This window comes from Amycolatopsis lexingtonensis, assembly GCF_014873755.1.
GTDB lineage: Bacteria > Actinomycetota > Actinomycetes > Mycobacteriales > Pseudonocardiaceae > Amycolatopsis > Amycolatopsis lexingtonensis.
Genome location: NZ_JADBEG010000001.1, coordinates 8,387,531 through 8,413,054, shown reverse-complemented (window position 1 = coordinate 8,413,054; position 25,524 = coordinate 8,387,531). Strand labels below are relative to the sequence as shown.

The following is a 25,524-nucleotide window of genomic DNA, read 5'->3' as shown; positions in this document are numbered from 1 at the left end:
CGCTTTCCGGGCCGGCCGCCCCCTGCTCGGCCAGCCCGGTTCGCGTCAGCCGTGCCAGGGGTTGCCGTCGGTACCGGCCGGGGGCGGCGTGGTGGTCGTGACCGGCGGCGGCGTGCTGCCGTCGCCGTCCGCGAACGCCGTGGTCGAGCCGATCAGCGGCGCCGCCGCGATGATGCAGAGCGCGAGCACGGGGCCACCGATTCTGGCCAGCTTTCTGGGCAAGGACATGACGAATCCCTCCTCGGGAATGGTTGTTTCAGGGGATTCCGGAGGAATTTCCGGCCCTGCAACCAGGATTCGTCAAACGGCTTTTCCGAACTAGGGGTTTCCTGTTTCACGCAGGAACAGGAAACAGGAAACCCCGCCGGCGAACAGGAGCACCGCGGCGGTGACCAGCGCGAACGCCGTCGATGCCCCGGACGCCAGCACTCCGAGGACGGCGACCCCCAGCACCGCGCCGGTCTGGCGGGACGCGTTCAGCGCGCCGCCCGCGATTCCCGCCAGTTCCGGCGGAGCCGAACCGACCACCGCGGTCAGCAGGGACGGGATGGCCAGCGAGACGCCGAAGCCCAGTGACGCCAATGCCAGCACGGAAAGCGTCGGCGAGCACGCCTCGAGCAGCGTTCCCAGTGCCATCAAGGAAAAGCCCGAGACCGCGGGGATGCGCGGTCCGACGCGGGCGACCAGGCGGCCGGTGAAGATCGGGTTGAACGCCGTCGGGATGGTCAACGGGAGGAACGCCAAGCCCGTCGCCGAAGGGGCGTAGCCGCGGGTTTGCTGGAAGTACAGCGACAGGACGAACAGGACACCCGACAGGCCGAAGTTGACGATCGCGCCCGCCAGCAGGCCCCAGGAAACGAGCCGTCGCGGGAGCATCGCGTCCGGGCGGCGCTGGGCCCGGACGAACACCAGCGCTGCCACGGCGAAAAAGATCAACGGCCAGAGAACGGCTTCCACCAGAGCATACGTCAATGTCGACAAAGCGACCACGGCGGACACCTGGCTGACCACGTCCAGCCGTCGCGGCTTGGGCGGCGTCGACGGCGCGGAGCGGGACAGCGCCAGCGCGAGCAGCGCCACCGGGACGTTCACCACGAAGATCGCGCGCCAGCCGAACGCCTCCGTCAGCACGCCGCCCAGCAGCGGACCCGCGACCAGGCCCGTGCCGCTCACCGCCGCCCACACCCCCATCGCCTTGGCGCGCGCGGCCGACACCGGGTAGGCCGTCGCGATCAACGACAGCGACGACGGCACCAGCAGGGCTCCGGCCACGCCCAGAAGGGCACGGAGGGCGATCAGGAATCCGGGAGACGCCAGCGCGGACAACCCCGACAGCACTGCGAAGGCGACCAAGCCGGTAAAGAACACCCGGCGGGCGCCGAAGCGGTCGGACCACGCGCCCGCGGTCAAGAGGAACGCCGCGAACGTCAGCGTGTAGCCGTTCGAAATCCATTGCTGGTCCGCGAGCGAGGGCGACAGTGACGGGAGCGCCACCGTCACGATCGTCGTGTCCAGCATGACCAGGAAGTAGCCCAGCGAAAGGCCGGTGAGGAGTCTTGGCACACCACGAAGCCTGGACGCTCCGTGACATCGGCGGAAGCAGGGAGTTACGATGGCGGGTATCGGGAACTCCGATGGGGGATGCCATGGAACTGCGCCACCTGCGCACCTTCCGCGTGGTCGCGCGGACGCTCAACTTCACCCGCGCCGCCGGGGAACTGCACTACGCGCAGTCCAGCGTCACCGAACAAATCCAGGCGCTGGAAGCGGAACTCGGGTCGAAGCTGTTCGACCGCGGGCGGCAGCTGCGGCTCACGGCCGCCGGGGAACGCCTGATCGGCTACGCCGACCGGATGCTGTCCCTCGCCGAGGAAGCCAGGGCCGCGGTCGAGGAAAACCGGGGCGAGCCCGAAGGCGAGCTGACCGTCGGCGCGCTGGAAACCCTGTGCGCGCACTGGATCCCGCAAATCTTCAGCGAATACCGGAACAAGTGGCCTCGGGTGAAGCTGACGCTGACCGAAGGCGGCCGCGGCGAGCTGTACCAGTCGGTGCGGCAGTCCGAAGTGGACGTTTGCTTCACCTTCGGCAGCCCGCCGGCCGACCCCGCGTTCGCGAGTGAAACCCTCGGGGAAGAACCGCTCGTCGTCCTCGTCCCACCCGGACACCCGTTGGCGGACAAGGAAGAGATCCGGCCCGGCGATCTGCGCGGGGTCGGGTTCCTCGCCACGCCGAAGGGGTGCGGCTTCCGGGAAATGCTGGACCGGCTCGACGGGCCGGTCGTCGAAACCGAAGTCGGCAGCCTCGCCGCGCTCGGGCGGTGCGTGGCCGCCGGGATGGGGTGCGGGCTCGTGCCCGCGCTGGCCGGCCACGGTGGCGCGGTCGCCGTTCCCCTCGCCGGGGAGACGACCGCCGTCACCATGACCTGGCGCAAGCGGGACGAGCACAAGCCGAACGTCGCCGCGTTGCTCGCCACCGCCGGCCGCCTCAGGGCTTGAGCACCTCGAGCCCGTCGGCCACCACGACGCCGTCGTGCAGCACGGTCCGGTCGCGGCCGCGGTCCATCACCGCGCTGGTCGGAGTTTCCCCGTCGACCAGCACCAGGTCCGCGCGGTCGCCGGCGGCCAGGCCCGGCCGGTCGTCGACGCCGGCGAGGCGGGGGACGTCGTGGCTCATGATCGACGCGCCGCCCATCGTGGCGACCGCCAGCGCCAGCTCGATGTCCGCGTCGCGGCGGAACCCGCGGGTGAACGCCAGCTGCCAGGTCCGGTCCAGCAGATCGCAGTTGCCGTACGGGCTCCAGTAATCGCGCTGGCCGTCCTCGCCGAGCCCGATCCGCACGCCGGCGGCCACGAGGTCCAAAAGGGACAGTTGCCCGGCGGCGGACGGCGCCACCGTCGTCATCGCGATGTCCAGCTCGGCGAAGTCGTCGATCACCCGGCGGCTGACCGATTCGGAGATCGAGCCGAGGTCGTAGGCGTGGGACATCGTGACCTTGCCCCGCATGTCGAGCGCCCGGACGCGGTCGAGCACCAGGTCCGTCGAGAACAGGCCGAGGTGGCCGGGCTCGTGGAGGTGGATGTCGATCTCCGCCTGGTGCTTCTCGGCCAGGCCGAAGACCGCGTCCAGGTGTCCCTTGGGATCACGGTCCACAGTGCACGGATCGATGCCGCCGATCACCGTCGCGCCGGACCGCATGGCCGCGTCGAGGACGTCGAGCGTGCCCGGCTCCCGCAGGATGCCCGCCTGCGCGAACGCCATGACGTGCACTTCGGCCTGGTCCGCGAACTTCTCGCGAGCGGCGAGCACGGCGTCGAGCTTTTCCAGCCCGCAGTCGACGTCCACCTGCGCGTAGCTGCGGACCCGAGTGGTGCCGTTGGCGATCATCCGCTCCAGCGTGCCCGCCACCCGCTCGGGCAGCGGGACCTCCGCCGAGCGCCAGTTCTCCCGGTCGTTCGTCATCATCGCCCAGACGCCGGGACCGCCGGTGTGCGGCCGGAACGGCAGCCCGATGCGCGTCGAGTCGAGGTGCACGTGGACGTCGCTGAACGCCGGGAACAGCAGGCGGCCCCGGCCTTCGACCGCGCCGGGGACCGGCGCCGGATCGTGCGGGCGGACCGCCGCGATCCGGTCGCCGTTCAGCTCGACGTCACTGCGTTCGCCGCCCCAGGGCCGGACATCTCGGATCCACATGGGAGCCACGCTAGTCACTTGCCGAGCGCGTCCACGCCGGCCTGGGCGAACGTCTCGTCCTGCGCGCCGGAGGGCGCACCGGCGACGCCGACCGCGGCGATCGGGGTGCTGCCGGCGGTCACCGGGACGGCGCCGGCCAGGAACAGCGTGCCGTCGATGTCCTTCAGGGTCGGGGCCTGCTGGAGACGGCCGGCCAGTTCGGACGTCTTCGCGTTCCACGAGACCGCCGTGAACGCCTTCTGCTGCGCCGAGCTGTAGGACTGCGGACCCGCGCCGTCGCCGCGCAGGGTCAGGACGGTGTTGCCGTCGCGGTCCACCACGGCGACCGACACGTGCTGGCCGGCCTTGGTGGCGGCGTCCAGCGCGGCCTGGGCGGCCTTCGAAGCGGCCGCGATCGACAGGTGCGAGGTCTGGACGACGTCCTTTCCGCCGGCCGGGGCCGCGGTGGCCGAGACGGCGCCGACGGTGGTGGCGCCGACCGCGGCGAGGCCGGCGACGGCGGCGGCGATGCGGGTGCGGGTCGAGATCATGGTCTGCTCCTCGGGTCGGGGTTCGATGACTCCAGCTTCAGCCCGCGACCAGGGGTTTCTCGTCGGCGGCCCGGCCGACACCGGGGTCATCCGATCGGCTGATGCGCGAGCATTCGGGCCGGCCGACGCTGGTGCTGGAGACGGGAGGAACCACCATGGAAGGCATGGCAGAAGCCGACACGCGGTGGCTCGCCGCCGTCATGCACTCGGCGTTCCTCCTGCTGGTGCTCGCCTCGGCGGTGCGGTTCCTGACCCGCCACGAAGGCACTCCCCTGGAACCGTGGGTGATCGGGTTCACCGCGGCGCTGGTCGTCGCGTACGGCGCCGGCTTGCTCCTCCGGCAGCACCTCGTCTGGCTGACCGTCGTCCTGGCGCTCTGGATCGTGCTGGTGGTGCTCGCCCCCAGCTTCGCCTGGTCGGCGATCCCCTTGCTGGTCACCGGCCTGCGGACGCTGCCGACCGGGCAGGCGCTCGCCCTCGTCGGCGTGATCACCGCGCTGGTCGTCGTGTCGCAGAACCGGCTGGCCGACGACTTCGACCCGAACCTGACCATCGTGCCGATCGCCATCGCCGCGGTCACCGCCGCGGTGATCACCTTCATGCGGCGGCAGGCCGAGCGGCTGCGCGAATCCGAGCGCCGCGCCGGCGTGCTCGCCGAACGCCACCGCGTGTCCCGGGAGCTCCACGACGCCCTCGCGCAGGGCCTGTCCAGCCAGGCGATGCTGCTGCAGGCCGCCGACCAGGCGTGGGACCGGCCCGAGCTGGCCCGCGAGCACCTGCGTGCCGCGCAGCGCGTCGGCGCGGGCAACCTCTCGGAAGCGCGGCGGCTCGTGCAGGACCTCGCGCCCGCCGACCTCGCCGGCGCCACGCTCGAAGAGGCGTTGCGCGCGGTCGCCGGCCGGGCCGGGCTGCCGGTGGCGGTCCGCATCGACGGCGACGAGCGGGAGCTGCCCGAGCGCGTCCAGTCCACTGTGGTCCGGATCGCCCAGGGCGCGCTGGCGAACGCGCGCGAGCACGCCGAGGCGGCCAGCGTCGTGCTCACCCTCACCTACCTCGACGACCAGGTCGTGCTGGACGTCGCCGACGACGGGCGGGGGTTCGCCGAGCGGGCACCCGAAGCCGACCGGGGACACGGGCTGCCCGCCATGCGGGTCCGGGCGCAGCAGCTCGGTGGCAAGCTGACCGTGGAGTCCGAGCCCGGCCAGGGCACGGTGGTTTCGGCCGCGATCCCGGTGGAGGCAACGCAGTGACCATCCGCGTCCTGATCTGCGACGACCACACCGTCGTCCGCGCCGGCCTGCGTGCCCTGCTGGCGGGCGCGGACGGCATCGAGGTCGTCGCCGAGACGGCGAGCGGGGAGGAGGCCGTCGCGACCGCCGCCGCCGTGCACCCCGACGTCGTCCTGATGGACATCCAGCTCGGCACCGGCATCGACGGGATCGAGGCCACCCGCCGGATCCGGAGCACCCCCGGCGCGCCCCGGATCCTCGTGCTGACGACGTACGACACCGACGCGGACATCAGCCGCGCGATCGCCGCCGGGGCCACCGGCTACCTGCTGAAAGCCGGGTCCGCCACCGAGCTCTACACGGCGATCGAAGCGGCCGCGGCCGGGCGGACGGCGGTGTCCCCGCCGGTCGCCGACCGGATGATGGCGCGGCTGCGCGCCCCGCGGCCCACGTTGACCGCGCGGGAACTGGACATCCTGCGCCGCCTGGCCGAGGGACTCGGCAACCGCGAGATCGCCCGCGCGCTGTTCATCAGCGAGGCGACGGTCAAGACGCACCTGAGCCGGATCTACGCCAAGCTCGAAGTCGACACCCGGAGCGGCGCGGTCGCGGTCGCCAAGGAACAGCGGCTGCTGGACTGATCGGGCTTTGTCCACAAGGGACAGGTACGCGAAGCGGCCGGTTGTGGTCTTCCAAAAGCCGCATCCAGGTGGCAAGGTTGCTCACCGACCGCGGGCCTGACCGCCGGTCGACGTTTGACAACGTTGTCATCTCCTGGAGGTGCGCCCATGTGGTCGCAGAGCAGACGGCTGGCCGCCGCGGTGGCCGCGGGGGTGGTGGTCGCCGGCCTGGCCCCCGCCGTGGCGCAGGCCGCCCCGGCCGCCGCCGATCCGGTCGGCCTGGTCAACCCGTTCGTCGGCACGCAGAACTTCGGCAACACGTTCCCCGGCGCGAGCGCGCCCTTCGGCATGGTGCAGGTCAGCCCGGACACCGGTGGTCAGGGCGGCTACGACTACCTGCAGAACGCGATCTACGGCTTCAGCCAGACGCACCTGTCCGGCGTCGGCTGCGGCGTGATGGGCGAGCTGCCGATCATGCCGACCACCGGCGCCGTCGACACCGTCGACAAGAACGCCTACAAGTCCGAGTACAGCCACGACGACGAGCACGCCGAGCCCGGCTACTACCGCGTCGGCCTGAAGAAGTACGGCGTGAACGCCGAGCTGACGGCGACCGCGCGCACCGGCTGGCAGCGCTACACCTTCCCCTCGACTGGCCAGGCGAACGTCCTGTTCAACACCGGCCAGGCCAACCAGTCCGTCAAGGACTCCGAAATCCACGTCGTCGGTGACCGGACGCTCGAAGGCCGGGTCCGCGCGGGCGGGTTCTGCGCCGGGCACGACGAGCACACCGTCTACTTCACCGCCACCTTCGACCGGCCGTTCAGCTCGTTCGGCACCTGGCGCGATGCGACGCGCACGCCGGGCAGCCGCGACGCCGCGGGCACCGGCGGCAACGGCGCCTGGGCCAGCTTCGACGCGAGCACCGACCACGACGTCGTGCTCAAGGTCGGCCTGTCCTACACCGGGCTCGACGGCGCGCGGAAGAACCTCGCCGCGGAGACGTCGGACAGCTACGACTTCGACGCGACGCGGGCCGCGCTGCACCAGCAGTGGGCCGACCGGCTCGGCGCGATCAAGATCGCCGGCGGGACGGCCGACCGGCAGACGGCGTTCTACACCGCGCTCTACCACGCGCAGCTGCACCCGAACCTGGCCGGCGACACCGATGGCGCGTACACCGGTTTCGACGGCAAGGTGCACGCCGCGAGCGGTTACACGCCGTACCAGAACTTCTCGCTGTGGGACACCTACCGGCCGCAGAACCAGCTGCTCGAAATGCTCGAGCCGCAGGTCGCGCGGGACGTCGCGCTGTCGGTCGTCGCGATCGGACGGGACGGCGGGTGGCTGCCGCGCTGGGCGCTGGCCGAGAGCGAAACCAACATCATGACCGGCGACCCGGTGACGCCGTTCCTCGTCGAGGCGTGGTCGAAGGGCCTGCTCGCCGGGCACGAGGAAGAGGCGTACGCGCTGCTCAAGAAGAACGCGACGAGCACGCCGCCCGCCGATTCGCCGTACAACGGCCGCTCCGGCGTGAACTACTACAACGACCGCGGTTACATCCCCAGCGGTCTGGAACTGGGCAAGGACTGCGCGGCCAAGGGCGGCGACAACGACTGCGAGCACCCGGCGTCGGCGACCATGGAGTACTCGGCGGCCGACGCGGCGCTGGCACTGATGGCCCGCGGGCTCGGGCACAGCGCCGACGCGAAGCTGTTCACCGACCGCGGCCAGTGGTATCGCAATCTGTGGGACTCCTCGATCCAGCAGTTCCGCCCGCGCACCGCCGAGGGCACGTTCCTCACGCCGTACAACCCGGTCGACGCCGACCACCAGTTCCACGAAGGCGGCGCCTACCAGTACCAGTGGCTCGTGCCGCAGGACCCGGCCGGGCTCGTCTCGCTGATGGGCGGGCGCACGTCGACGGAGAAGCGGCTCGACTCCTTCTTCGCGTACGGCAACCTTCTGAAGGACCCCGCGGGGACCGCGCGGAAGGACTGGATCGCGAGCCCATACGACTACTACGGCAAGGCGACCTACAACCCGAACAACGAACCCGACCTGCTCGCGCCCTACATGTACAACTGGGTCGGCGCGCCGGCGAAGACGGCGACCGTCGTCCGCGCGGCGATGACGCTGTTCACCACCGGCCCCGACGGCATGACCGGCAACGACGACCTCGGCACGATGTCCGCCTGGTACGTCTTCTCGTCGCTCGGCCTGTACCCGACGATGAGCGGCGCGAACTTCCTCGCGGTGTCGAGCCCGCAGTTCGAGTCGGCGACCGTCCGGATCGGACAGTACGGGCGGTCGCAGGGCGGGACGCTGACGGTGTCGGCGCCGGGGGCTTCTGACGCGAACCGGTACATCCAGAGCGTGTCGCTGAATGGCCGTGACGTCCGGCAGACGTCGTTGGACTGGTCCGCGCTGGCCCACGGCGGGACGCTCTCGCACAAGCTGGGGTCGCGGCCTTCCGCTTGGGGAACGTCGCCGGGCGCGACGCCGCCGTCGGTGAACACCGCGGCCGGTGACTCGCGGCGGCACGTCGACGCGTCGCTGCGGCAGACGTCCGTGGTGATCCCGGCGGGGGCGGCGCAGCAGGTGCACCTCGACCTGGACGTGCTGGCGCAGAACCCGGCGCTGCAACCGGTGACGGTTTCGGTGTCCGCACCGGGCTGGCGGGCGCAGGTCCAGCCGTTGCAGCTGATCTGGTCGGGCCGGCTCCCGGTGCAGAAGACGGTGCCGATCACGGTTTCGGTGCCGGCCGGGACCGCGCCGGGGACGTACCCGGTGGAGGTGAAGGTGACCGGGCTGGGCGCGAACAGCGTTTCGCGCTCGGCGACGGTCGAGGTCCGGACGCCTTCGGTGTGCGCGTCTTCCGGCGCGCAGTGCGCGGTCGACCTTTCCCGTGACCTCAACCACGACGGCACGGCCACGGTGGCGGCGTCCACGGAGGGCAACTTCGACGGCGGCGGCTGGAGCTACGACGCTTCCCTACTGCCGGCGGCGGGCCCGGCGGTGTGGGACGGCGTCACCTACGCGGCTCCGGACGCTTCGGGGACTTCGCCCAACTTCGTGGAGGCCCGGGGGCAGTCGCTGTTGCTGCCTGCCGGGCAGCACGGCGCGTTGAAGCTGGTCGGGGCGTCGCACAACGGGCCGGTGTCGACGACGCTGACCGCGCACTACACCGACGGGACGAGCGCCGACCTGGCGGTGACCTTCGGGGACTGGGCGGGGTCGGGTTCGCCGGTCGTGCTCGAGATGCCGCACCGGATCAAGGCGGGCAGCGGTGTCGACGGGCCGCCGGTGCGGTTGTTCGGGATTTCGGCCGGGTTGGATGGCGGGAAGACCGTGCAGTCGGTGAGCCTGCCGAACGACCCGAGGGTGGAGATTTACGCGCTCACCCTGGCGTGATCGGTGGTGGGTGGTGAGCCGGGTTCCGGCCCGGCTCACCACTCACGACCACTTTCTGTACTCATTCATCACCCGGCGTAGCATGTTAACTAGCATGTCAACTAACATGCCAACTAGCATGTCGCCGAAGCGATGGAGCACAGGTGCAGGATGAAGAGCTCGCCGAGATCGTCGAGAACCTTCGGCTGCTCGGCAGCGACGTGTCCGACGTCGAGGTCAAACGAGCGGCGGGTGGGCTGCCGCGCTCGGCGCGCGACACCGTCGTGGCGTTCGCGAACACCCGCGGCGGCACGCTGATCCTCGGCCTGGACGAGCGTTCGGGCTTCACGGCGACGGGGCTGGCCGACCCGGCGAAGATGTCGTCGGACCTCGCCGCCATGTGCGCGGCCGACGTCGAACCGCCGGTGCGGCCCCACATCGGCATCCACGACTTCGAAGGCACGAGCGTCCTGGTCGCCGAGGTTCCGGAATTGCCTCCGCATCTCAAACCGTGCTTCAGCCGTGGCGCGGGAATGAGCCAAGGGAGCTTCGTCCGGGTCGGTGACGGGGACCGCAAGCTCACCAGCTACGAGGTCCAGCTCCTTTTGGCGAACCGGGGCCAGCCGCGTGAAGACGAGGCCCCCGTTCCCGGCACTGGCCTCGCCGACCTCGATGCGACTCTGGTGACAGCGTTCCTGACCAGGCTGCGCACCCGCCGCCCCTACGCGTTCGGCGAACTCGACGACGTCCCCGCGCTCAAGCGAGCCAAGGCTTTGGTCGTGGCAGACGACGGCGCCGTCGTTGCCGGCGTGGGTGGTCTGCTCGCGCTCGGCAGCTACCCGCAGGAGCACTTCCCGCAGCTGATGCTGACCTTCGTCCACTACCCGACCGCCGACGGCTCCGACACCGCGACCGGCGAGCGCTTCGTCGACAACGTCGTGGCCGAGGGGCCGATCCCGGTGATCGTCCGCGACGCGCTCCTCGCCGTGCGAAAGAACATGACCCGGCGTTCGGTCGTGCGCGGAGCCGGCCGCGCGGACGTCTGGCAGTACCCCGAGGCGGCGTTGCGCGAAGCCATCGTAAACGCGCTCGTCCACCGTGACCTCTCGCCCGAAGCACGGGGTACGCAGGTACAGGTCGAGATGTACCCGGATCGGCTCACCGTCCGGAATCCCGGCGGGCTCTTCGGACCGGTGACCGAAGACCGGCTCGGCGAGGAGGGCATCTCGTCGGCGAGGAACGCCACTCTCCTCCGCATCCTCGAAGACGTGCCGCTGCCGGGAGGTACGCACGCCATCTGCGAGAATCGCGGCTCGGGGATCCGGACGATGATCAACGCCCTTCGCGCGGCGCGGATGAGCTTGCCCGAGTTCAAGAACCGTGTCAGCACGTTCAGCGTCACGTTCCCGAACCACACGCTACTCGGGGAAGAGACCGTCGAGTGGCTCACCTCGCTGGGTGAGCACGGTCTGTCCGAGAGCCAGTGCGTCGGCCTCGCGATCCTCCGGGACGGCGGCCACCTCGACAACCAGACCTACCGGGCGGAGACCCGAGTCGACTCCCGCGTGGCAACCCAGGAGCTGCGCGATCTGATCGCTCGCGAGCTGGTGGTGCAGACCGGGAACCGGCGCTGGGCGCGCTATCGGCTCGCCCCCGCGCTACTGCGGTCGTCCGGCGCGGGCCCTGCTTCGGGTGCTCGGCGGGCAGACCGCCGTCAGGAGATCTTGAGCGCACTGAGCCGAGGAGAGCGATCGCGGCTCGAGCTGGCCGCGGCCACCGGGCTCACCGACCAGACCGTGGCGCGGTGGCTTCGCATCCTCCGCGGCGAAGGTCTCGTGGAAGCGACGGAAGAGAACGTGCGGAACCCGGCGACCCGGTATCGCCGCACCGGCAAGATCGCGCTGGGCGAAGACGGTGAGGGCTGAGGTCCCGCCTCACCCCCGGATCTCAGGTGACTGCGGTGGCCGGTCGAGGCGCCGGAACTCCACCCACTGCCGGCTCGCATCGGCCCAAGTCACCTGGTGCCGGTCGAAGAACTCCTGCAGCCGCGCGCGGCTCAGCTCCGCCGTCGGCGTGCCGACCAGGTAGTAGTCCATCTCGTCGCGGATCCGGTTGAGGTTGTAGCGGGTCTCCTCCATCAGCACCCACCGCGACCGCCAGTTGAAGAACGTCTCGAGGCCGCCGAGCACCGTCACCAGCGCCACCATCGGCAGGGCGATCGACGCGCGCGCCGGGATCTCCTGGATGCCGAGCACCACCGTCGACACCGCGGTGAGCAGGAGCGCGGCCACGCGGATGACCGATGCGCGCCGCCGGAAGCGGCGTTTGCGGCTGTCGGCCCAGTCCATGTCCGCCGACACGAGGTCGCGGAAGCCCAGGAGCTGGTCGCGCAGCGGGCGGTCCGGCTCGCGCCCGGCGACTTCGAGGAAGCCGCGTTCGGAATCAAGGGACGACATCGCGTCAGGTTGGCGGAGGGCCGCCCGCCCCGGCAAGCCTCAGGCGACGATGCGGGGCTCCGACGCCAGCCGCGAGAGCACGTGCGTCAACCGCCGCGCGGCGACGTCCCACTCTTCCAACGCACTGCCGCGGCCCAGCGCCGCCGTGCGCAGGGAGCGGCGCAGTTCCGGGTCGGCGTACCAGCGGTGCAGCGCGTCCGCGAGCGAGAACGGGTCGTCCGGCTCCACCAGCAGGCCCGGGACCTCGCCGTCCGCGTCGACGCCGAGTGCGTCGTACACGCCGCCGACCTCGGTCGCCAGCACGGGGATGCCGCGGGCCAGCGCCTGCGCGACGGACATTCCGGACGTCGCCGCGCGGGACGGGATGACCAGGAGGTCCGCCGCGTTGTAGGCGGCGCCGAGGTCGACCGCGTCGCCGGCCAGGGTGATCCGGCCGCCGAGGCCGAGGCGCTCGATCGACCAGCGCAGCTCGTCGACGTATGCCGGGTCTACCTCCAGCGAGCCGGTGAAGACGCACGACAGCGCGAGGTGGTCGACTTCGCCGAGGGCCTGGACCAGCACGTCCTGGCCGTTGCGGCGGGTCACGTCGCCGACGCAGAGCAGCCGGGACACGCCGTCGGCGCCCGCCGCGAGCGGGGCCGCGTCGGTGCCGGGCTTCGCGACGTAGACGCGGCCGGGGTCCAGGTCGTGGCGGTCGATCAGCAGCCGGGCGAGCCACGGGCTGGTCGCGACGACCATCCCGGCCATCCGCAGCGTCTCGCGCTCGCACGCGTCGAGCTCCGCGGCGTGCGCCGGGTCGAGGCCGGGCTCGTCGGCCAGTGCCTGGTGCACCAGCACGGCCAGCCGCAGCCGCCGCGCGTGCGGGACGACGATCTCCGGGACGCCCGAGGCGATCATGCCGTCGAGCAGCACCACCGTCCGGTCGGGCAACGCGGCCAGCGACCGCGCGAGCCGGCGTCTCGACGTCGCGTCGGGCTCCGGCCAGTGGCCGGCGATCGGCAGTTCGAGCACCGGCTGCCCGACGGCGGGCAGGTTCTGGCACATGCGCTTGTCGTACGTGTCGGAACCCGGTGGGGCGGCCGGGAGGATGAACACCATCGGGTCGGCAGGCCTCATCGCTCAACCTCCAGCGTGGATCGACGGACGCCTCATCCGTCACACGCGGCCGGAGCCGGGAAGGTTCAGCTCTGGGCGTCGATCTTCCAGACGCCGCCTTCCTGGACCAAGGTGAACGTGTCGGTCTCCGGCTTGCCGCCGTCGTAGAGGACGCGCGCGGTGACCCGGCCGGGGCTGATCTCCCGCACGCTGTCCGCCGTCACCGACTTGTACTGGCGCCAGAAACTCTGGTAGGTCGCCAGCGTCTGCTTGCGCGACGCCTTGAAGCGTTCCGTGAGCAGGTTCCACGCCTCCGCTGTGTTGTTCGGGAGCAACGCGTAGTAGGCGCTGAGGGCTTCGGCCGCGGTCTTCGTCGAAGCCACGCTCGACACCGGCGTCGAGGTGGGCGGGGCCGTCGTGGTGGGTGTTTCCGACGTGGACGTCGGCGCCGGGGGCGGGGCCGCCGACGGGGTGCCCGAAGCCGAGGTGGGCGGCGGTACCGACGCTTGCGGTGCCGCGTTGTCGGCCGGCGGCTTCTGGCGCACGACCAGCAGGATCGCCACCACGACCGCGACGCACAGCAGCGCCGCGCCCGCCCCGACGGCGATCATGCCCCTGCGCGCGCCCGGGGACACCGCGGCGACCTCGCCCGCGGGCACGGTGACCGCGGCGGGCACCGGCGGCAGCGCGGGCGGTTCGGTCTCGGGGACCGTCGCCGCGAGCACCGACTCGCCGGGCTCCGCGTCCGGCAGCAGCGCGACCAGCTCCCGCTCGACCTCGTCCATCGACGGCCGTTCGGCCGGGTCGGAAGCGAGCATCCGCAGCAGCAGCGGCGTCAGCCGGCCCGACTTCTCCGGCGGCTCGATCTCGCCGCTGGACGCCTTGTAGAGCAAGGCGATCGGGTTGTCCGCCGTGCCGTACGGCGGCTTCCCTTCGACCGCCGCGTACAGCGTCGCGCCGAGGGAGAAGACGTCGGCGGCGAAGCTCGCGTCCTCACCCCGGGCCACTTCGGGCGCGAGGTACGCGGGCGTGCCGGCGATCTCGCCGGTGGCCGTCAGCTTGACGTCACCGATCGCGCGGGAGATGCCGAAGTCGGTGATCTTCGCCGTTCCGTCCTCGGCGACCAGGATGTTGGCCGGCTTCACGTCGCGGTGCACGACTCCGACGCGGTGCGCGCCCGCCAGCGCGGAACTGATCTGCGCGCCGACGCGGATGGCGTCGTCCACCGTCGCCGGCTCCTCGCGGACCAGGACGGCGAAACTCTTCGACGGCAGGTATTCCATGATCAACCACGGCCGGTCCTCCTCTTCGAGGACGGCGAACACGGTGATCGCGTGGGAATGCTGCAGCCGGGCGGCGATCCGCGCCTCGCGCATCGCGCGGTTCTTCGCTTCTTCCGTGCGGTGCTCGTCGTGGTCGTGGGGCAGCAGGAGTTCCTTGATCGCCACGGTGCGGTCGAGCTTTTCGTCCTGGGCTCGCCACACCGTGCCCATCGCGCCGCCGCCGATCGGCTCGAGCAGCCGGTACCGATCGCGGATCCGGCGACTTTCCACGAGCATCCACCATTCTCCGAAGTGGCCGAGAGATCCGGTCAGCATGCCAGCCGCGGCGGCCGACCGGTACCAACCTAACCGAAAACCTTGGGCGGGCAGTGCAATCGCGCGTTGTGGCGCCGCCCACCCGGATACCCCGAATACTAACGAACAACCCCGAACGCTCGATCAAGTGCGTCCACGATCTCCTTGCGCAGCCCGGCGCCGACGGCGATCGTCGCCGCGGAACCGACCGTGTGCTCGCTGCCGTCACGGTCGACGACGGCACCGCCTGCCTCGCGCACGAGCAGCACACCCGCCATGGTGTCCCACGGGTTGTTGGACAGGATCAGTGCGGCGTCGAGCTTTCCGTCCGCGACCCAGGAGAGGTCGATCGCCGCGGTGCCCAGCATCCGGATCTTCTGCGCCCGCGCGCCGAGGTCGGTCAGCAACGACAGCCGCGCGCGGTTCTTCTCTTCGGCGAGTTCGCCGATCGCGAAGTCACCCATCGCGATCATCGCGTCGGACAGCTCGGTCGCGCGCGACGCACCGACCCGCTCTCCGTTCGCGAAAGCACCTTCGCCGCGCGCGGCGGTGTAGGTGACTCCGAGGTACGGCAGGGCGATCGCGGCGACCGTGCTGTGCTCGCCGTCCACCAGCGCCAGGGAAATCCCGCAGAGCGGAATCCCGCGGGCGAAGTTCGCGGTGCCGTCGATCGGGTCGAGGGCCCACCAGCGCCCGCCGTCCGCGCCGCTGCGGCCGCGCTCCTCGCCGAGGAAGCCGATTTCGGGGGTTTCCGCGGCGAGGAACTCCCGCAGCGCGTCCTCGACGGCGGTGTCGACGTCGGTCACCAGGTCGCGATCGCCTTTCGCGGAAACGGAAAAGGTCGGGCGCGACCGGACGATCCCGGTCGCCTTCGCCACGGCTTCGCGCGCGACGGCCAGCAGTGCGGCATGCTCGGTCATGCCACCCAACATAGAGAAGGGCCGCGCTCATGACCGATCTGTTCCCGCTCGCGACCACCGCCGACGAGCAGGCGCGGCGGGCATCGGTCGCGGTGCTGCCGGTGGGCAGCTTCGAGCAGCACGGCGCGCACCTCCCCCTGGCCACCGACGCGGTGATCGCGGCGACCCTCGCGAAGGCCGTTGCCGAGGCGTACCCGGTGCTCCACCTGCCGCCGATCACGATCTCGTGCTCGCACGAACACGCGGGGTGGGCCGGCACGGTGAGCATCTCGGCCCGCACGCTGCACGCCGTGGTCACCGACGTCGCCGAGTCGCTCGCGGCGTCCGGGGTCGGCCGGCTCGTGCTGGTCAACGGGCACGGCGGCAACTACGTACTGTCCAATGTGGTCCAGGAGGCGGGCGGCACGATGGCGCTGTTCCCCGGCGTCGCGGACTGGCAGGCGGCGCACACCGCGGCCGGCCTGCGGACGTCGCTGGACGACGACATGCACGCGGGCGAACTGGAGACGTCGCTCCTGCTGCACGCGCACCCGCACCTGGTCCGGCCCGGCTACGAGGCGGCCGACCACCTCACCGACCGGGAGCACCTGCTGACGCGGGGCCTGCGGGCGTACACGGAGTCGGGCGTGGTCGGCCGTCCGTCGCTGGCCAGCGCGGCCAAGGGGCACGTCCTGCTGGACACCCTGGTCCAGCGGTTCGCCGGCGTGCTCGACGCGTTAGGCGCCTGAGAAAGCCTGGTCCAGGTGCGGGAGCAGGTGAGCCATCCGCTCGGCCTTCGTGCGGAGGTACCGCAGGTTCTCCGGGTTCGGCGGAACCAGCAGCGGGACCCGCTCGCTGATCCGGATTCCGTAGCGCGTCAGCTGTTCGACCTTCTCCGGGTTGTTCGACAGCAGCCGCACCGACCGGACGCCCAGGTCCTGCAGGATGCCCGCCGCCGCGTGGTAGTCGCGGGCGTCGATCGGGAGGCCGAGCGCCACGTTCGCGTCGACCGTGTCGAGGCCTTCGTCCTGCAGCCGCATCGCCTTCAGCTTCGCGAGCAGGCCGATGCCGCGGCCCTCGTGGCCCTGGACGTAGACCAGCACGCCGGAGCCCTCCTCGACGATCCGGTCCAGCGCCGCCGCCAGCTGGTCGCCGCACTCGCAGTGCATCGAGGCGAAGACGTCGCCGGTCAGGCATTCGCTGTGCACGCGGGTCAGCGTCCCCAGCTCACTGATCTCGCCGTGCACCAGCGCGACCTGCTCGGTACCCGTGTCGTCCAGGTAGCCGACCGCGCGGAAGGTCCCGTACCGGGTCGGCAGCCGGGTGTCGACCACCCGCTCCACCACAGGGCGGTGCGGCACGTCCCCGATGACGTCGCTTGCTGTCATCTTCTCCACCTCTCTAACCCCGCACTTTCACGTGAAAGTGCGGGGCTGGTCGTGCGGCACTTTCACGTGAAAGTGCCGTCCGGCGCACCCCGGCGACGCTCCGGACGAGCAGGACGCCGGCGCCGGGCAGGCTCGCGAAGAGCGTGAGCACGCCGTAGACGACAGCGACGGTGACACCTTGGGCGGCCCCGAGCCCGGCCGCGCCGAAGAGCAGGGCGCAGACGCCCTCGCGCGGGCCGAAGCCGCCGATGTTGAGCGGGAGACCCATCGCGAGCAGCGCGAGGATCATCAGCGGCACGAGCTGCCCGACCGGTGCGGCCACCCCGGCGACGCGGGCGGCGACGACGAACAGCGCCAGGTGCCCGGCCAGCGTCGCGGCCGACAGGAAGCCCACGCCGGGCCAGGTCTCGCGGGTGAACAGGCCGAGCCGCAGGTCGGCCAGGGTGACGGCGAAGCCGCGCCGGACCTTCGACGGGCTGTGGATCCAGCGCCCGCCGAACAGCCGGCCGGCGACGATCCCGGCGACGGCGGCCAGCACGACGACCACACCGGTGACCGTCACGACCTCGCGGAACGCCTCGGGCACGGCGGCCGGGACGAAGAGCACGACGCCCACGGCGGACGCGATCAGCACGAGCTGGCCCGCGGTCCGCTCCAGGACGACGGCGCGCACGCCGCGCGGCACGTCGCCGGCGTCGCGGCCGTGCTGCACCGCGCGGTGGACGTCGCCGAGGACGCCCGCGGGCAGCACGCCGTTGAGGAACAGCGCGCGGTAGTAGTCGGCGACCGCGGTGCGCAGCGAAAGCCGCAGGCCGAGCCGGGTGGCGACGATCTGCCAGCGCCCCGCGCTGAACAGCGTCGTCGCGAAGCCGATGCCGAGCGCGGCGAGCACGCCGGGCGTGCTGATCCGGCCGAGGCCGTCGAGGAAGGCGGCGCTGCCGAGCTGCCAGACGAGCACCGCGAGGATGCCTGCCGCGCCGAGGATCCGGAGCCAGGCCAGTGCGCGCTTCACGCCGCCGCCTCCAGGCTCGGCGGCAGGACCAGCAGGTCGCCGTGGTGGACCACCGCGTGCAGCTCCCCGGCCGCGGCCATTTCGAGCCGTCGCTGCAGGTAGACGTCGGTGACCGGGCACAGCTCGGGCAGCTGCTCGACGGCGGCGCCGACCCAGCCTTCGAGCCACTGCCGCTGCAGTTCCGCCTGGTCCGGCCCGAGCCGCCACGCGCTCTCCGCGCGGACGACCGTGGCGCCGAGCCTGCCGAACGCGGTCGCGGCGACGTCCACCGCGGTCGGGCCGAGCAGCCGGCGGCCGCCGGTCAGCCGCCGCTGGTGGGCGTTGAACGCGGCCGAGATGGCCGGGTCGAGCGGGTCGGCGGGCGAGAGCTCCACCTTGCCGGTGACCGACAGCATCAGCAGCGCCGCGCAGCCCGCTTCGACGACGGCCGTGGCCAGCGCCGTGACCTCGTCCCTGGTCAGCAGGTCGAGCAGCGCGGACGCGGTGACCAGCGACGTCCCGGCGAGGTCGGCGGCGCGCAGCGCGGTGACGTCCCGCCGCTCGGCCTCCACGGCGATCGGGCTGCCGTCGAGCGCGGTGGCGGGCAAGCCGGTGCGGGCGCGGTCGAGCAGGGCGGTGTCGTTGTCGTGCAGGATCCAGCGCTGGGCGCCGGGCAGCCGGCCGGCCAGCCAGCGGCCGAGCGAGCCGGTGCCGCAGCCGAGGTCGCGGATGACGATCTCTTCGCCGCCGGCGAGGCTGTCGCGCAGCGTGTCGACGAGTTCGGGGGCGCGGGCCGCGGCGTCGGCGGGTTCCCGCAGGTAGAGCCAGTCCGGCGCGAACGCGGTCATGCCGCCGCCTCCTGCCGCTGCACGATGTCGGCGATCCGGCGGGCGGTGTCGTCCCAGCCGGTCAGGGTCTCGCGGCGCAGCTTCGCCGCGGCACGCAGCCGCGTCCGCAGCTCGGGCTCGGTGAGCCAGCGGCGCAACGCGGCCCCGAGCGCCTCGACGTCGTCACCGGGGACGAGCATCCCGGGCACCGAGCCGTCGGGCGCGACACCGAGCGTGTCGGGCAGCGCGTCGACGGCGGTGGCCAGCACCGGCACGCCGCGGGCGAGGGCTTCGGTGACGACCATGCCGTACGTCTCGGCGCGCGAAGGCAGCACGAGCAGGTCGGCGGTGTGGTAGGTCGCCTCGAGCGCCGCGCCGGTGCGGGGTCCGGTGAGGGTGAAGCGGTCGCCGAGCCGGTGCTCGCGCAACCGCTCGACGTACTTGGTCTCGCGCCGGATCCCGCCGACGCATTCGCAGGTCCAGCGCAGGTCGGCGACGGTTTCGAGCGCTTGGGCGAGCACGCCCTGGCCCTTGCGCGGGGTCACGTTGGCCACGCAGACCAGCCGGGACACCCCGTCGGTGCCGATGGCGGGCGGTGCCGGGTCGACGCCAGGCGGCACGGCGTGCACGCGGTGCGGGGCCAGCCCGTGGTGGACGGTCAGCCGGCGCGCGGCCCACTCGCTGGTCGCCACGACCGAGCTCGCGGCCCGGAGCGTCTCGCGCTCCAGCGCGTCGAGCTCGGCGGCGAGCGCGGGCGGCAGCCCCGTCTCGTCGGCCAGCGGCAGGTGCACCAGCACCGAGAGGGACAGGCGCCGGGCCTGCGGGACGACAACCTCGGGCACGCCGCACGCGACCAGGCCGTCGAGCAGCACGGCGGACCCGGTGGGCAGCGCGGCGAGCAGGTGGCCGAGGACCGCGCGGGCCTCGGTGTCCGGCCGCGGCCAGGAACCGGCGACGGCGATCTCGTGCACGTCGAGCCCGGCGGCGGTCAGCCGGTCGCACAGCCGGCGGTCGTAGGTGTTGCCCCCGCTCGGGACGGACGCGTCGTCGACGTCCCCGGGGAGGACCACATACACCGCGGTCACAGCGCACGCTCGTAACTCGCCCAGGCGACGTGCGACTCCTTGAGCGAGACGGCGATGCCTTCGAGGCCGCGCGCGCCTTCGCCGAGGCGTCCGGCGTGCACGGCGTCGGCGAGGCGGTCGGCGACGACCTTCGCGAGGAACTCGGTGGAGGTGTTGACGCCCTTGAACTCCGGCTCGTCGTCGAGGTTGCGGTAGTTCAGGTCGCTCAGCACCGCCTTGAGCTCTTCCGTGGCCTTGCCGATGTCGACGACGATGTTGTCCTCGTCGAGCTCGGCGCGGCGGAAGGTCGCATCCACCACGAAGGTCGCGCCGTGCAGGCGTTGCGCGGGACCGAAGACTTCCCCGCGGAAGCTGTGGGCGACCATCATGTGGTCACGGACGGTGATGCTGAACACCAAGACCTCCGATGCGTTCGGGTGGACGTGGTCACTGCGGCTGATACATGACACGGAGGCAGAGCGCGGAAAGTTCATTCCCGGCCAGCCGGGGTAGCACGGACGGCAGATCTTCAAACGCGCACTCGCCGCTGACCAGTGCTTCGAACGCCGGATCGGCCAGCAGCTCCAGCGCCACGGCCATCCGCTGGGCGTAGCCGCGGTCCGGCCGCGCGACCGTCCCGACCTGGCTGGCGCGGATCGCCAGGCGCCGCGAATGGAAGTGCTCGCCGAGCGGGACGCTCACCCGGCGGTCGCCGTACCACGACATTTCCACGACTTCGCCTTCCGGCGCGAGCAGTTCCAGCGCGCGGGTGAGCCCGGCTTCGCTCGCGCTGGCGTGCACGACGAGGTCGCAGTCGCCGTGGGCACGCTCCGGGGTCGAGAAGTCGACACCGAGCGCTTCGGCGACGTCGGCGCGTGACGGGTCGACGTCGACGAGCTGCACCCGCGTCGCCGGGAAGCCGCTCAGGAGCTTCGCGACGCTGGCGCCGACCATCCCGGCGCCGATGACGGCGATCCGGTCGCCGAGCCGCGGCCGGGCGTCCCACACGGCGTTCACCGCGGTCTCGACGGTGCCGGCCAGGATCGCGCGGCCGGGCGGGACGTTGTCGGGCACCGGCGTCACCGCGCTCGCGGGGACGACGTACGCGGTCTGGTGCGGGTAGAGGCAGAAGACGATCCGGCCCTCGAGGTCGGCCGGGCCGCGTTCGACGACGCCGACGTTGAGGTACCCGTACTTGACCGGGCCGGGGAAGCCGCCGTCCTGGAAGGGCGCGCGCATGACGTCGTGCTGGCTCGCCGGGACCCCGCCGCGGAAGACGAGCGTTTCGGTGCCGCGGCTGACGCCGGAGCAGAGCGTGCGGACGAGCACCTCGTCCGATCCCGGCTCGGGCAGCCGCTCCTCCCGCAACTCCCCGACACCGGGCCGTTGAACCCAGAAAGCCTGTTCCACGTGTTTCTCCTCAGCGGGCGACCGGAGGCTGGTGTCGCCACCCTATGAGCAATTCGCGGAGTCGACGATGATCAAACAGGACCTTCTCCTGCGCGCGGTGGTGCCGGCGTGGGTGCTCGCCGCGGGGGTCGTCGCGGGCCTGTCCCCCCTCGCCTGGGCCACCGGGCTCACCTTCGGGATCGCCCTCGTGCTGCTGACCGAGTGGGGCCTGCGCCGCGCCGGCCGCGCCGCGTTCAGCGCGGCCGACTGGATCACGTTCGCCCGCGCGACGCTCGTCGGGTGCGCCGCGGAACTGATCGCCGACGGCGGCCTGTCCGTCGCGTGGCTGGTCGGGCTGACCGGCGTGGCCCTCCTGCTGGACGGCCTCGACGGCCAGGTGGCCCGCCGCACCGGCACGACGTCGGAGTTCGGCGCGCGGTTCGACATGGAGGTCGACGCGTTCCTGATCCTCCTGCTGTGCGTCCAGGTGTCCCGCACGCTCGGGCTGTGGGTGCTGGCGATCGGCCTGATGCGGTACGTGTTCGTCGCGGCTTCGTGGACGATGCCGTGGCTGACCGCGCCGCTGTACCCGAGCATGGCGCGCAAGACGGTGGCCGCGGTGCAGGGCGTGGTGCTGGTGGTCGCGGTGTCCGGGCTGCTGCCGATGGCGGTGACGTTTGCCCTGGTCGCGGTCGCGCTGGGGTCGCTGGTGTGGTCGTTCGGCCGCGACGTCGCGTGGCTGGCCCGGCACCGGGTGGCCGAGCCGACCCGGATCGTCCAGTTCCCCCGCCCCTTCCACACCCCGGCCTGGCGCGGCAACCAGGCGGCTTAACCCGGCGATGCCCCCAATGTGGCCTTCGGTGCGTCTGACGCACCGAAGGCCGCCTTGGGTGCGTCAGACGCAACCAATGTGGCCTTGGGGCGCTTGGGCCGGGTCGCTCAGCCCGACTCGCGGGCGGCCCGGGCGCGGCGCTTGCCTTCGTGCATCGCGACCACCCGGGCGATCGGGATCGTGTGTCCCTCCGCCACCAGGTCCTCGGGCAGCACGAACGGCTCCGGCATCTCCGCCGTCCACGGATCACCGGCCGCGAGCAGCTCCGGGGCCGTGTGCACCGTGAAGTCGGCGGGCTTGACGCCGTCGAGGTCGGCCCACGCGACCGGGAACGACACCGGCGCCCCGGGCCGGTGGCGGGGGCTGTAGACCGAAATGACCGTCGCGCCACCCGCCCGCGTCGAATCCAGGAACACCTTGCCTTCGCGGCGTTCCCGCACGAACTCCGTGGTGCCGAGCGCCGGGTCGATCCGCTCGGCCCGCGCCGCGACCGCCCGCGTGGCCGCCGCGATGTCCTCGGTCGACTGGCCGGGTGCGAGCGGCACGAAGACGTGCACGCCCTTCGAGCCGCTCGTCTTCACGGCGCCGTCCAGGCCGTCGTTCCGCAGGGCCTCACGCACCAGCTTCGCGGCGCCGACGGCCAGCGAGAACGGGCCGTCCTCGGGCGGGTCGAGGTCGAGGATCAGGTGCGTCGGGCCGTGCTCGGGGCCGCCGCGGTAGAGCGACGTGTGGTACTCGATCGCCCGCTGGTTGCCGAACCAGATCAGCGTGCGGAGGTCGTTGCACAGCGCGTAGGAGACGTCCCGCTTGGACGTTTCGGCCCACACCGACACCCGCTCGACCCAGTCCGGGGTGTACTTCGGCAGGTTCTTCTGCATGAACGGGCCCTGGCCGCGCAGCACCCGCAGCACGGTGAGCAGCCGGTCGCGCAGTTCGGGCAGCATCCGCTCGGACACGGCTTCGAGGTAGTCGAGCAGCTCCCGCTTGGTCACCCCGGCGTCCGGGAAGACCTCCTGGTCGAGACTGCTCAGCTTGACGCCGTGCCGCACCTCTTCGCCGCTCATCGGCCCACCTTCGCGCCTCGCGCGCGAAGCGGTCAACCTCAGAACGGCAGCTGCGAGCGGAGCCGGTCGAGCCAGCGGTCCACGGTGTCCTCGGCGCGGTCGTAGTCGTTGGCCTTGCGTGCCGCGTCGGCGCGCTCCTGGACGTGCTGGCCGATCGTCGCCGCGTACTGCGGCAGCGCGTAGACGTTCTGCCAGTACCCGGCGCGCATCTCGACCGTGGACACCTTCTCGTAGCCCGCGGTCGCCTTCGCGAAGTCGAAGCCGTAGCGCATGCCGGACGGGTCCGGGCCGTTCGCGGTCACGACGATCACCGTCGGCCGCGCCTTCATGACGACCTCGGTCGGGTCGGCGCCGCGGGCGATCGCCGCGTCGTTGAGCCCGATGTAGTCGATCGAGTTCCAGCCGCTGTAGTACGGGATCGCGCCCGCGTCGGTGACCGCGAGGCTGCGGGCGGCCGGCGGGACGTCGGCCTCGGCCAGTCCCTTGCCGATCGCGATGTGCGCGCGCTGCAGGTCCGGGCCGTAGTTCGCGATCACGCCGAGGTCGGGCGCGGTCGCACCGCCGACGGCCGACCAGCCGACCGCCACCAGCCCGAGCAGCGCGCCCACGAGACGCGGTTTGAGCGTCCCGGCGGCGATCCCGGCGCCCAGGCAGAGGACGGGGATCGCGTGGTCGGCGAAGCGGTCGAGGTAGTCCATGGTCGGGCCGGACACCGCGTACGTCACGTAGGTGACCGCGACGGTGACCACCAGCAGCACGCCCATCGCGCGCGTCGCCTTGCGGATGACCACCGACAGCGTCAGCAGCAGGAGCGGGAGCAGCAGCACCGCCGTGTGCTTGGTCCACAGCCAGCCGGAGTCGAGGTGGCCGAACTTGACGTAGAAGGTGTTCGGCAGCAGCTGGCCGTAGAACCGCCAGCGCCAGACGAAGTAGCCCGCGCCGGCGACGGCCGCGGCGAGCGTCCACCAGCGCGCCGACGCGCGGCCGCGTTCCTTCCAGAACCACAGCGCGACGACCGGCAGCGCAGCCAGCACACCCTCCGGCCGCAGCATGCCGAGCAGGAGCAGCAGCACCGGCGGTTCCCACGTCCGCACCCGCTCGTTCGCGAGCACCCGCAGGCCGAGCACGACGATCCGCAGCAGCACGGCGGCGAACGCGGCCGTCTCGAGGCCGGCGGTGAGGTGGAAATAGGTCGGCAGGAAGACGACGTACGCGCCCGCGCCGACCAGGACGCCGGTGAGCCCGGCACGGCGGTGGCCCTCGCGGATCAGCAGGTACAGCGTGCCCAGGCCGAGGACCAGCGACGTCAGCTTGGTGAACAGCGGCAGGGCCAGTCCGAGCCACGCGCCCAGCCCCGACCAGACCACCCAGGCGAAGTTCGTGAAGCCTTCGACGCGCGGGCCGTCGACGTTCCACACCGGCCCGTGCCCCTCGGCGAGGTTCGCCGAGTAGCGGAAGCTGATGAACGCGTCGTCGATCGTGAAGAACCAGGCCGCCCAGGCGCCCACGAGGAACACCGCGAGCAGGACCAGCGAGACCACGAACAGCGGCGCGCGGCGGGTGGGCCGGGCGGGCGCGGTCTCTTCGGCCTGGACGTCAGCCTCGATCGCCGTCATGGAATCCCCTCGGGTGGCTTTGCCGACCCGACACTGTAGCCGGGGCCGCTCAGACCAGCGGACGCCCGGTGCGCAGCCGGCGGCGCAGGTCCCACAGGCAGAGGTTGTACGGGAACCGCCGCACCGGCGTGGGCAGCACCCGCACGACCCGCCCGACCACGCCGAGCAGCGCGTCGAACCGCCGCTGGTCGGCGTCGGTCCACGGCAGCCGCATCTCGTCGCGGAAGCGCTGCGGGAGGAAGCCGGTGGTGACGAAGCGGTGGAACCGCCGTCCCGGCGCGGCCACGACCGGGTGCAGGAACCGCAGGTCGACGATGTCGGTGAGGTAGCGGCGGACGGTGTCGTCGATGCCGACTTCCGCGAGCCCGGCGGCCCAGTACTCCTCGAAGGCGTCGCGGTCGGCGGGCCACATCTCTTCACGCACCTGCAGCGTCGTGCCGAACGAAGCGGCTTCGCGGTAGAAGTTCCCCGGCTCGCCGCCGACGAACGCGCGGTAGATGTCCTCGAAGCCCTTGTACAGGCAGGCCGCGACCCACAGCTGGAGGTCGGTGTCGAAGGCGTTGTAGGCGACCGGGCTCTCGTCGGTCGAGTGGACCCGCGCGTGGGCCGCGTTGACCCCGCGGCGGTAGGCCGCCCGTTCGGCGTCGGTGCCCATGGTCGCGACGGCGAGGTAGGTGAGCGTCGTGCGCGTCCGCTTCACCGGGTGGCGGAAGAGGTTGCCGCTGTCGACCCGGCTTTCCAGCACGCCGTACCCGACGGGCGCGCGGGAGAGCTGCATGATCACGTTCGCGCTGCCGGCCAGCAGCCCGGCGCCGATCACGGCGTCCTGGAGCGCGGTTTCGGTCACGCCCTCCAGGGAACGAC

At 72.0% G+C, this 25,524-nt stretch carries 24 protein-coding genes; 7 read left to right on the top strand and 17 right to left on the bottom strand.

All coding sequences use genetic code 11. The annotated features are described in order from the left end of the window. Positions 1–45: 45 nt before the first annotated feature. Together H4696_RS39170 and H4696_RS39165 are read right to left on the bottom strand one after the other, a co-directional pair. Entirely contained in the window at positions 46–228 is a 183-nt protein-coding gene (locus H4696_RS39170) for a hypothetical protein (protein WP_143264954.1), read from the bottom strand. 90 nt (positions 229–318) lie between these two features. Beyond that, positions 319–1,563: an MFS transporter gene (locus H4696_RS39165; RefSeq protein ID WP_086857049.1), complete on the bottom strand. Its 1,245-nt coding sequence runs from the start codon at positions 1,561–1,563 to the stop codon at positions 319–321. 83 nt (positions 1,564–1,646) lie between these two features. On the opposite strand from H4696_RS39165, the gene H4696_RS39160 reads away from it, so the two are divergent. After that, the gene (locus H4696_RS39160; RefSeq protein WP_086857048.1) at positions 1,647–2,495 is read left to right on the top strand and encodes a LysR family transcriptional regulator; all 849 of its coding nucleotides are present in this window, start codon (positions 1,647–1,649) and stop codon (positions 2,493–2,495) included. Here the strand turns inward: H4696_RS39160 and H4696_RS39155 are convergent. Continuing rightward, positions 2,485–3,690 (bottom strand): amidohydrolase family protein, encoded by a 1,206-nt coding sequence (locus tag H4696_RS39155; protein WP_086857047.1) that lies wholly within the window; start codon positions 3,688–3,690, stop codon positions 2,485–2,487. The two genes, H4696_RS39160 and H4696_RS39155, sit on opposite strands and share 11 nt — an antisense overlap. A 14-nt stretch (positions 3,691–3,704) precedes the next feature. After that, entirely contained in the window at positions 3,705–4,220 is a 516-nt protein-coding gene (locus tag H4696_RS39150; protein ID WP_086857046.1) for a GlcG/HbpS family heme-binding protein, read from the bottom strand. A gap of 164 nt (positions 4,221–4,384) precedes the next feature. Here H4696_RS39150 and H4696_RS50420 point away from each other — a divergent pair, with 164 nt between their 5' ends. The 4 genes from H4696_RS50420 (at position 4,385) to H4696_RS39135 (ending at position 11,387) form a co-directional block, all read left to right on the top strand. Then, a complete protein-coding gene (locus H4696_RS50420; RefSeq protein ID WP_211299619.1) occupies positions 4,385–5,470 on the top strand; it encodes a sensor histidine kinase in 1,086 nt (361 codons plus the stop codon). Beyond that, a complete protein-coding gene (locus H4696_RS50415; RefSeq protein WP_211299618.1) occupies positions 5,467–6,090 on the top strand; it encodes a response regulator in 624 nt (207 codons plus the stop codon). Before H4696_RS50420 ends, H4696_RS50415 begins: the two co-directional genes overlap by 4 nt. A 147-nt stretch (positions 6,091–6,237) precedes the next feature. After that, complete coding sequence (locus H4696_RS39140; RefSeq protein WP_086857045.1) at positions 6,238–9,483, top strand: GH92 family glycosyl hydrolase; 3,246 nt, start codon at positions 6,238–6,240, stop codon at positions 9,481–9,483. Positions 9,484–9,626: 143 nt separating this feature from the next. Then, positions 9,627–11,387: an ATP-binding protein gene (locus H4696_RS39135; RefSeq protein WP_086857044.1), complete on the top strand. Its 1,761-nt coding sequence runs from the start codon at positions 9,627–9,629 to the stop codon at positions 11,385–11,387. 9 nt (positions 11,388–11,396) lie between these two features. On the opposite strand, the gene H4696_RS39130 is transcribed toward H4696_RS39135, so the two are convergent. From H4696_RS39130 to H4696_RS39115, 4 genes are all read right to left on the bottom strand, one after another. Further along, positions 11,397–11,918, bottom strand: coding sequence for a DUF4231 domain-containing protein (locus H4696_RS39130; RefSeq protein WP_086857043.1), 522 nt, complete (start codon positions 11,916–11,918; stop codon positions 11,397–11,399). A 39-nt stretch (positions 11,919–11,957) separates the two neighbouring features. Next, the gene (locus tag H4696_RS39125; RefSeq protein WP_086857042.1) at positions 11,958–13,016 is read right to left on the bottom strand and encodes a glycosyltransferase; all 1,059 of its coding nucleotides are present in this window, start codon (positions 13,014–13,016) and stop codon (positions 11,958–11,960) included. Positions 13,017–13,099: 83 nt separating this feature from the next. Further along, entirely contained in the window at positions 13,100–14,572 is a 1,473-nt protein-coding gene (locus H4696_RS39120) for a serine/threonine-protein kinase (RefSeq protein ID WP_086857041.1), read from the bottom strand. 137 nt (positions 14,573–14,709) lie between these two features. Next, positions 14,710–15,510 carry an inositol monophosphatase family protein gene (locus tag H4696_RS39115; protein ID WP_086857040.1) on the bottom strand — a complete coding sequence of 267 codons (801 nt, stop codon included), beginning with the start codon at positions 15,508–15,510 and terminating at the stop codon, positions 14,710–14,712. Between the two features lie 29 nt (positions 15,511–15,539). Here H4696_RS39115 and H4696_RS39110 point away from each other — a divergent pair, with 29 nt between their 5' ends. Then, entirely contained in the window at positions 15,540–16,238 is a 699-nt protein-coding gene (locus tag H4696_RS39110; RefSeq protein ID WP_086857039.1) for a creatininase family protein, read from the top strand. Here the strand turns inward: H4696_RS39110 and ribA are convergent. The 6 genes from ribA to H4696_RS39080 are packed head-to-tail and all read right to left on the bottom strand — an operon-like array spanning position 16,227 to position 21,169. Then, positions 16,227–16,877: a GTP cyclohydrolase II gene (gene ribA, locus H4696_RS39105; protein WP_169734847.1), complete on the bottom strand. Its 651-nt coding sequence runs from the start codon at positions 16,875–16,877 to the stop codon at positions 16,227–16,229. The genes H4696_RS39110 and ribA overlap by 12 nt on opposite strands. Before the next feature lie 13 nt (positions 16,878–16,890). Beyond that, positions 16,891–17,889 (bottom strand): lysylphosphatidylglycerol synthase transmembrane domain-containing protein, encoded by a 999-nt coding sequence (locus tag H4696_RS39100; RefSeq protein WP_086857037.1) that lies wholly within the window; start codon positions 17,887–17,889, stop codon positions 16,891–16,893. Then, a complete protein-coding gene (locus tag H4696_RS39095; RefSeq protein ID WP_086857036.1) occupies positions 17,886–18,716 on the bottom strand; it encodes a methyltransferase domain-containing protein in 831 nt (276 codons plus the stop codon). Before H4696_RS39095 ends, H4696_RS39100 begins: the two co-directional genes overlap by 4 nt. After that, positions 18,713–19,780: a glycosyltransferase family 4 protein gene (locus H4696_RS39090; RefSeq protein WP_086857035.1), complete on the bottom strand. Its 1,068-nt coding sequence runs from the start codon at positions 19,778–19,780 to the stop codon at positions 18,713–18,715. The genes H4696_RS39095 and H4696_RS39090 overlap by 4 nt, the downstream gene beginning before the upstream one ends. Continuing rightward, complete coding sequence (locus H4696_RS39085; protein ID WP_086857063.1) at positions 19,777–20,175, bottom strand: 6-pyruvoyl trahydropterin synthase family protein; 399 nt, start codon at positions 20,173–20,175, stop codon at positions 19,777–19,779. Before H4696_RS39085 ends, H4696_RS39090 begins: the two co-directional genes overlap by 4 nt. Before the next feature lie 31 nt (positions 20,176–20,206). Continuing rightward, complete coding sequence (locus H4696_RS39080) at positions 20,207–21,169, bottom strand: zinc-dependent alcohol dehydrogenase (RefSeq protein WP_086857034.1); 963 nt, start codon at positions 21,167–21,169, stop codon at positions 20,207–20,209. 67 nt (positions 21,170–21,236) lie between these two features. On the opposite strand from H4696_RS39080, the gene H4696_RS39075 reads away from it, so the two are divergent. Continuing rightward, positions 21,237–21,980: a CDP-alcohol phosphatidyltransferase family protein gene (locus H4696_RS39075; RefSeq protein ID WP_086857033.1), complete on the top strand. Its 744-nt coding sequence runs from the start codon at positions 21,237–21,239 to the stop codon at positions 21,978–21,980. Positions 21,981–22,087: 107 nt separating this feature from the next. On the opposite strand, the gene ligD is transcribed toward H4696_RS39075, so the two are convergent. From ligD to H4696_RS39060, 3 genes are read right to left on the bottom strand one after another with little or no spacing between them, the layout of a single operon-like run. Continuing rightward, on the bottom strand, positions 22,088–23,044 hold the full coding sequence (gene ligD / locus H4696_RS39070; protein WP_086857032.1) for a non-homologous end-joining DNA ligase: 957 nt from the start codon (positions 23,042–23,044) through the stop codon (positions 22,088–22,090). Positions 23,045–23,082: 38 nt separating this feature from the next. Beyond that, on the bottom strand, positions 23,083–24,660 hold the full coding sequence (locus H4696_RS39065) for a hypothetical protein (protein WP_225955925.1): 1,578 nt from the start codon (positions 24,658–24,660) through the stop codon (positions 23,083–23,085). Between the two features lie 49 nt (positions 24,661–24,709). Beyond that, on the bottom strand, positions 24,710–25,507 hold the full coding sequence (locus tag H4696_RS39060) for an oxygenase MpaB family protein (RefSeq protein WP_086857031.1): 798 nt from the start codon (positions 25,505–25,507) through the stop codon (positions 24,710–24,712). Between the last annotated feature and the right edge of the window lie 17 nt (positions 25,508–25,524).

Excerpts from the sequence above, each read along its gene's own strand:
- ribA (WP_169734847.1), bottom strand. The coding sequence starts at position 16,877 with ATGACAGCAAGCGACGTCATCGGGGACGTGCCGCACCGCCCTGTGGTG.
- H4696_RS39125 (WP_086857042.1), bottom strand. The coding sequence starts at position 13,016 with ATGGTGTTCATCCTCCCGGCCGCCCCACCGGGTTCCGACACGTACGAC.
- H4696_RS50420 (WP_211299619.1), top strand. The coding sequence starts at position 4,385 with ATGGCAGAAGCCGACACGCGGTGGCTCGCCGCCGTCATGCACTCGGCG.
- H4696_RS39095 (WP_086857036.1), bottom strand. The coding sequence starts at position 18,716 with ATGACCGCGTTCGCGCCGGACTGGCTCTACCTGCGGGAACCCGCCGAC.
- H4696_RS39140 (WP_086857045.1), top strand. The coding sequence starts at position 6,238 with ATGTGGTCGCAGAGCAGACGGCTGGCCGCCGCGGTGGCCGCGGGGGTG.
- H4696_RS39075 (WP_086857033.1), top strand. The coding sequence starts at position 21,237 with ATGATCAAACAGGACCTTCTCCTGCGCGCGGTGGTGCCGGCGTGGGTG.
- H4696_RS39115 (WP_086857040.1), bottom strand. The coding sequence starts at position 15,510 with ATGACCGAGCATGCCGCACTGCTGGCCGTCGCGCGCGAAGCCGTGGCG.
- H4696_RS39150 (WP_086857046.1), bottom strand. The coding sequence starts at position 4,220 with ATGATCTCGACCCGCACCCGCATCGCCGCCGCCGTCGCCGGCCTCGCC.
- H4696_RS39065 (WP_225955925.1), bottom strand. The coding sequence starts at position 24,660 with ATGACGGCGATCGAGGCTGACGTCCAGGCCGAAGAGACCGCGCCCGCC.
- H4696_RS39130 (WP_086857043.1), bottom strand. The coding sequence starts at position 11,918 with ATGTCGTCCCTTGATTCCGAACGCGGCTTCCTCGAAGTCGCCGGGCGC.
- H4696_RS39155 (WP_086857047.1), bottom strand. The coding sequence starts at position 3,690 with ATGTGGATCCGAGATGTCCGGCCCTGGGGCGGCGAACGCAGTGACGTC.
- H4696_RS39160 (WP_086857048.1), top strand. The coding sequence starts at position 1,647 with ATGGAACTGCGCCACCTGCGCACCTTCCGCGTGGTCGCGCGGACGCTC.
- ligD (WP_086857032.1), bottom strand. The coding sequence starts at position 23,044 with ATGAGCGGCGAAGAGGTGCGGCACGGCGTCAAGCTGAGCAGTCTCGAC.
- H4696_RS39120 (WP_086857041.1), bottom strand. The coding sequence starts at position 14,572 with ATGCTCGTGGAAAGTCGCCGGATCCGCGATCGGTACCGGCTGCTCGAG.
- H4696_RS39170 (WP_143264954.1), bottom strand. The coding sequence starts at position 228 with ATGTCCTTGCCCAGAAAGCTGGCCAGAATCGGTGGCCCCGTGCTCGCG.
- H4696_RS39110 (WP_086857039.1), top strand. The coding sequence starts at position 15,540 with ATGACCGATCTGTTCCCGCTCGCGACCACCGCCGACGAGCAGGCGCGG.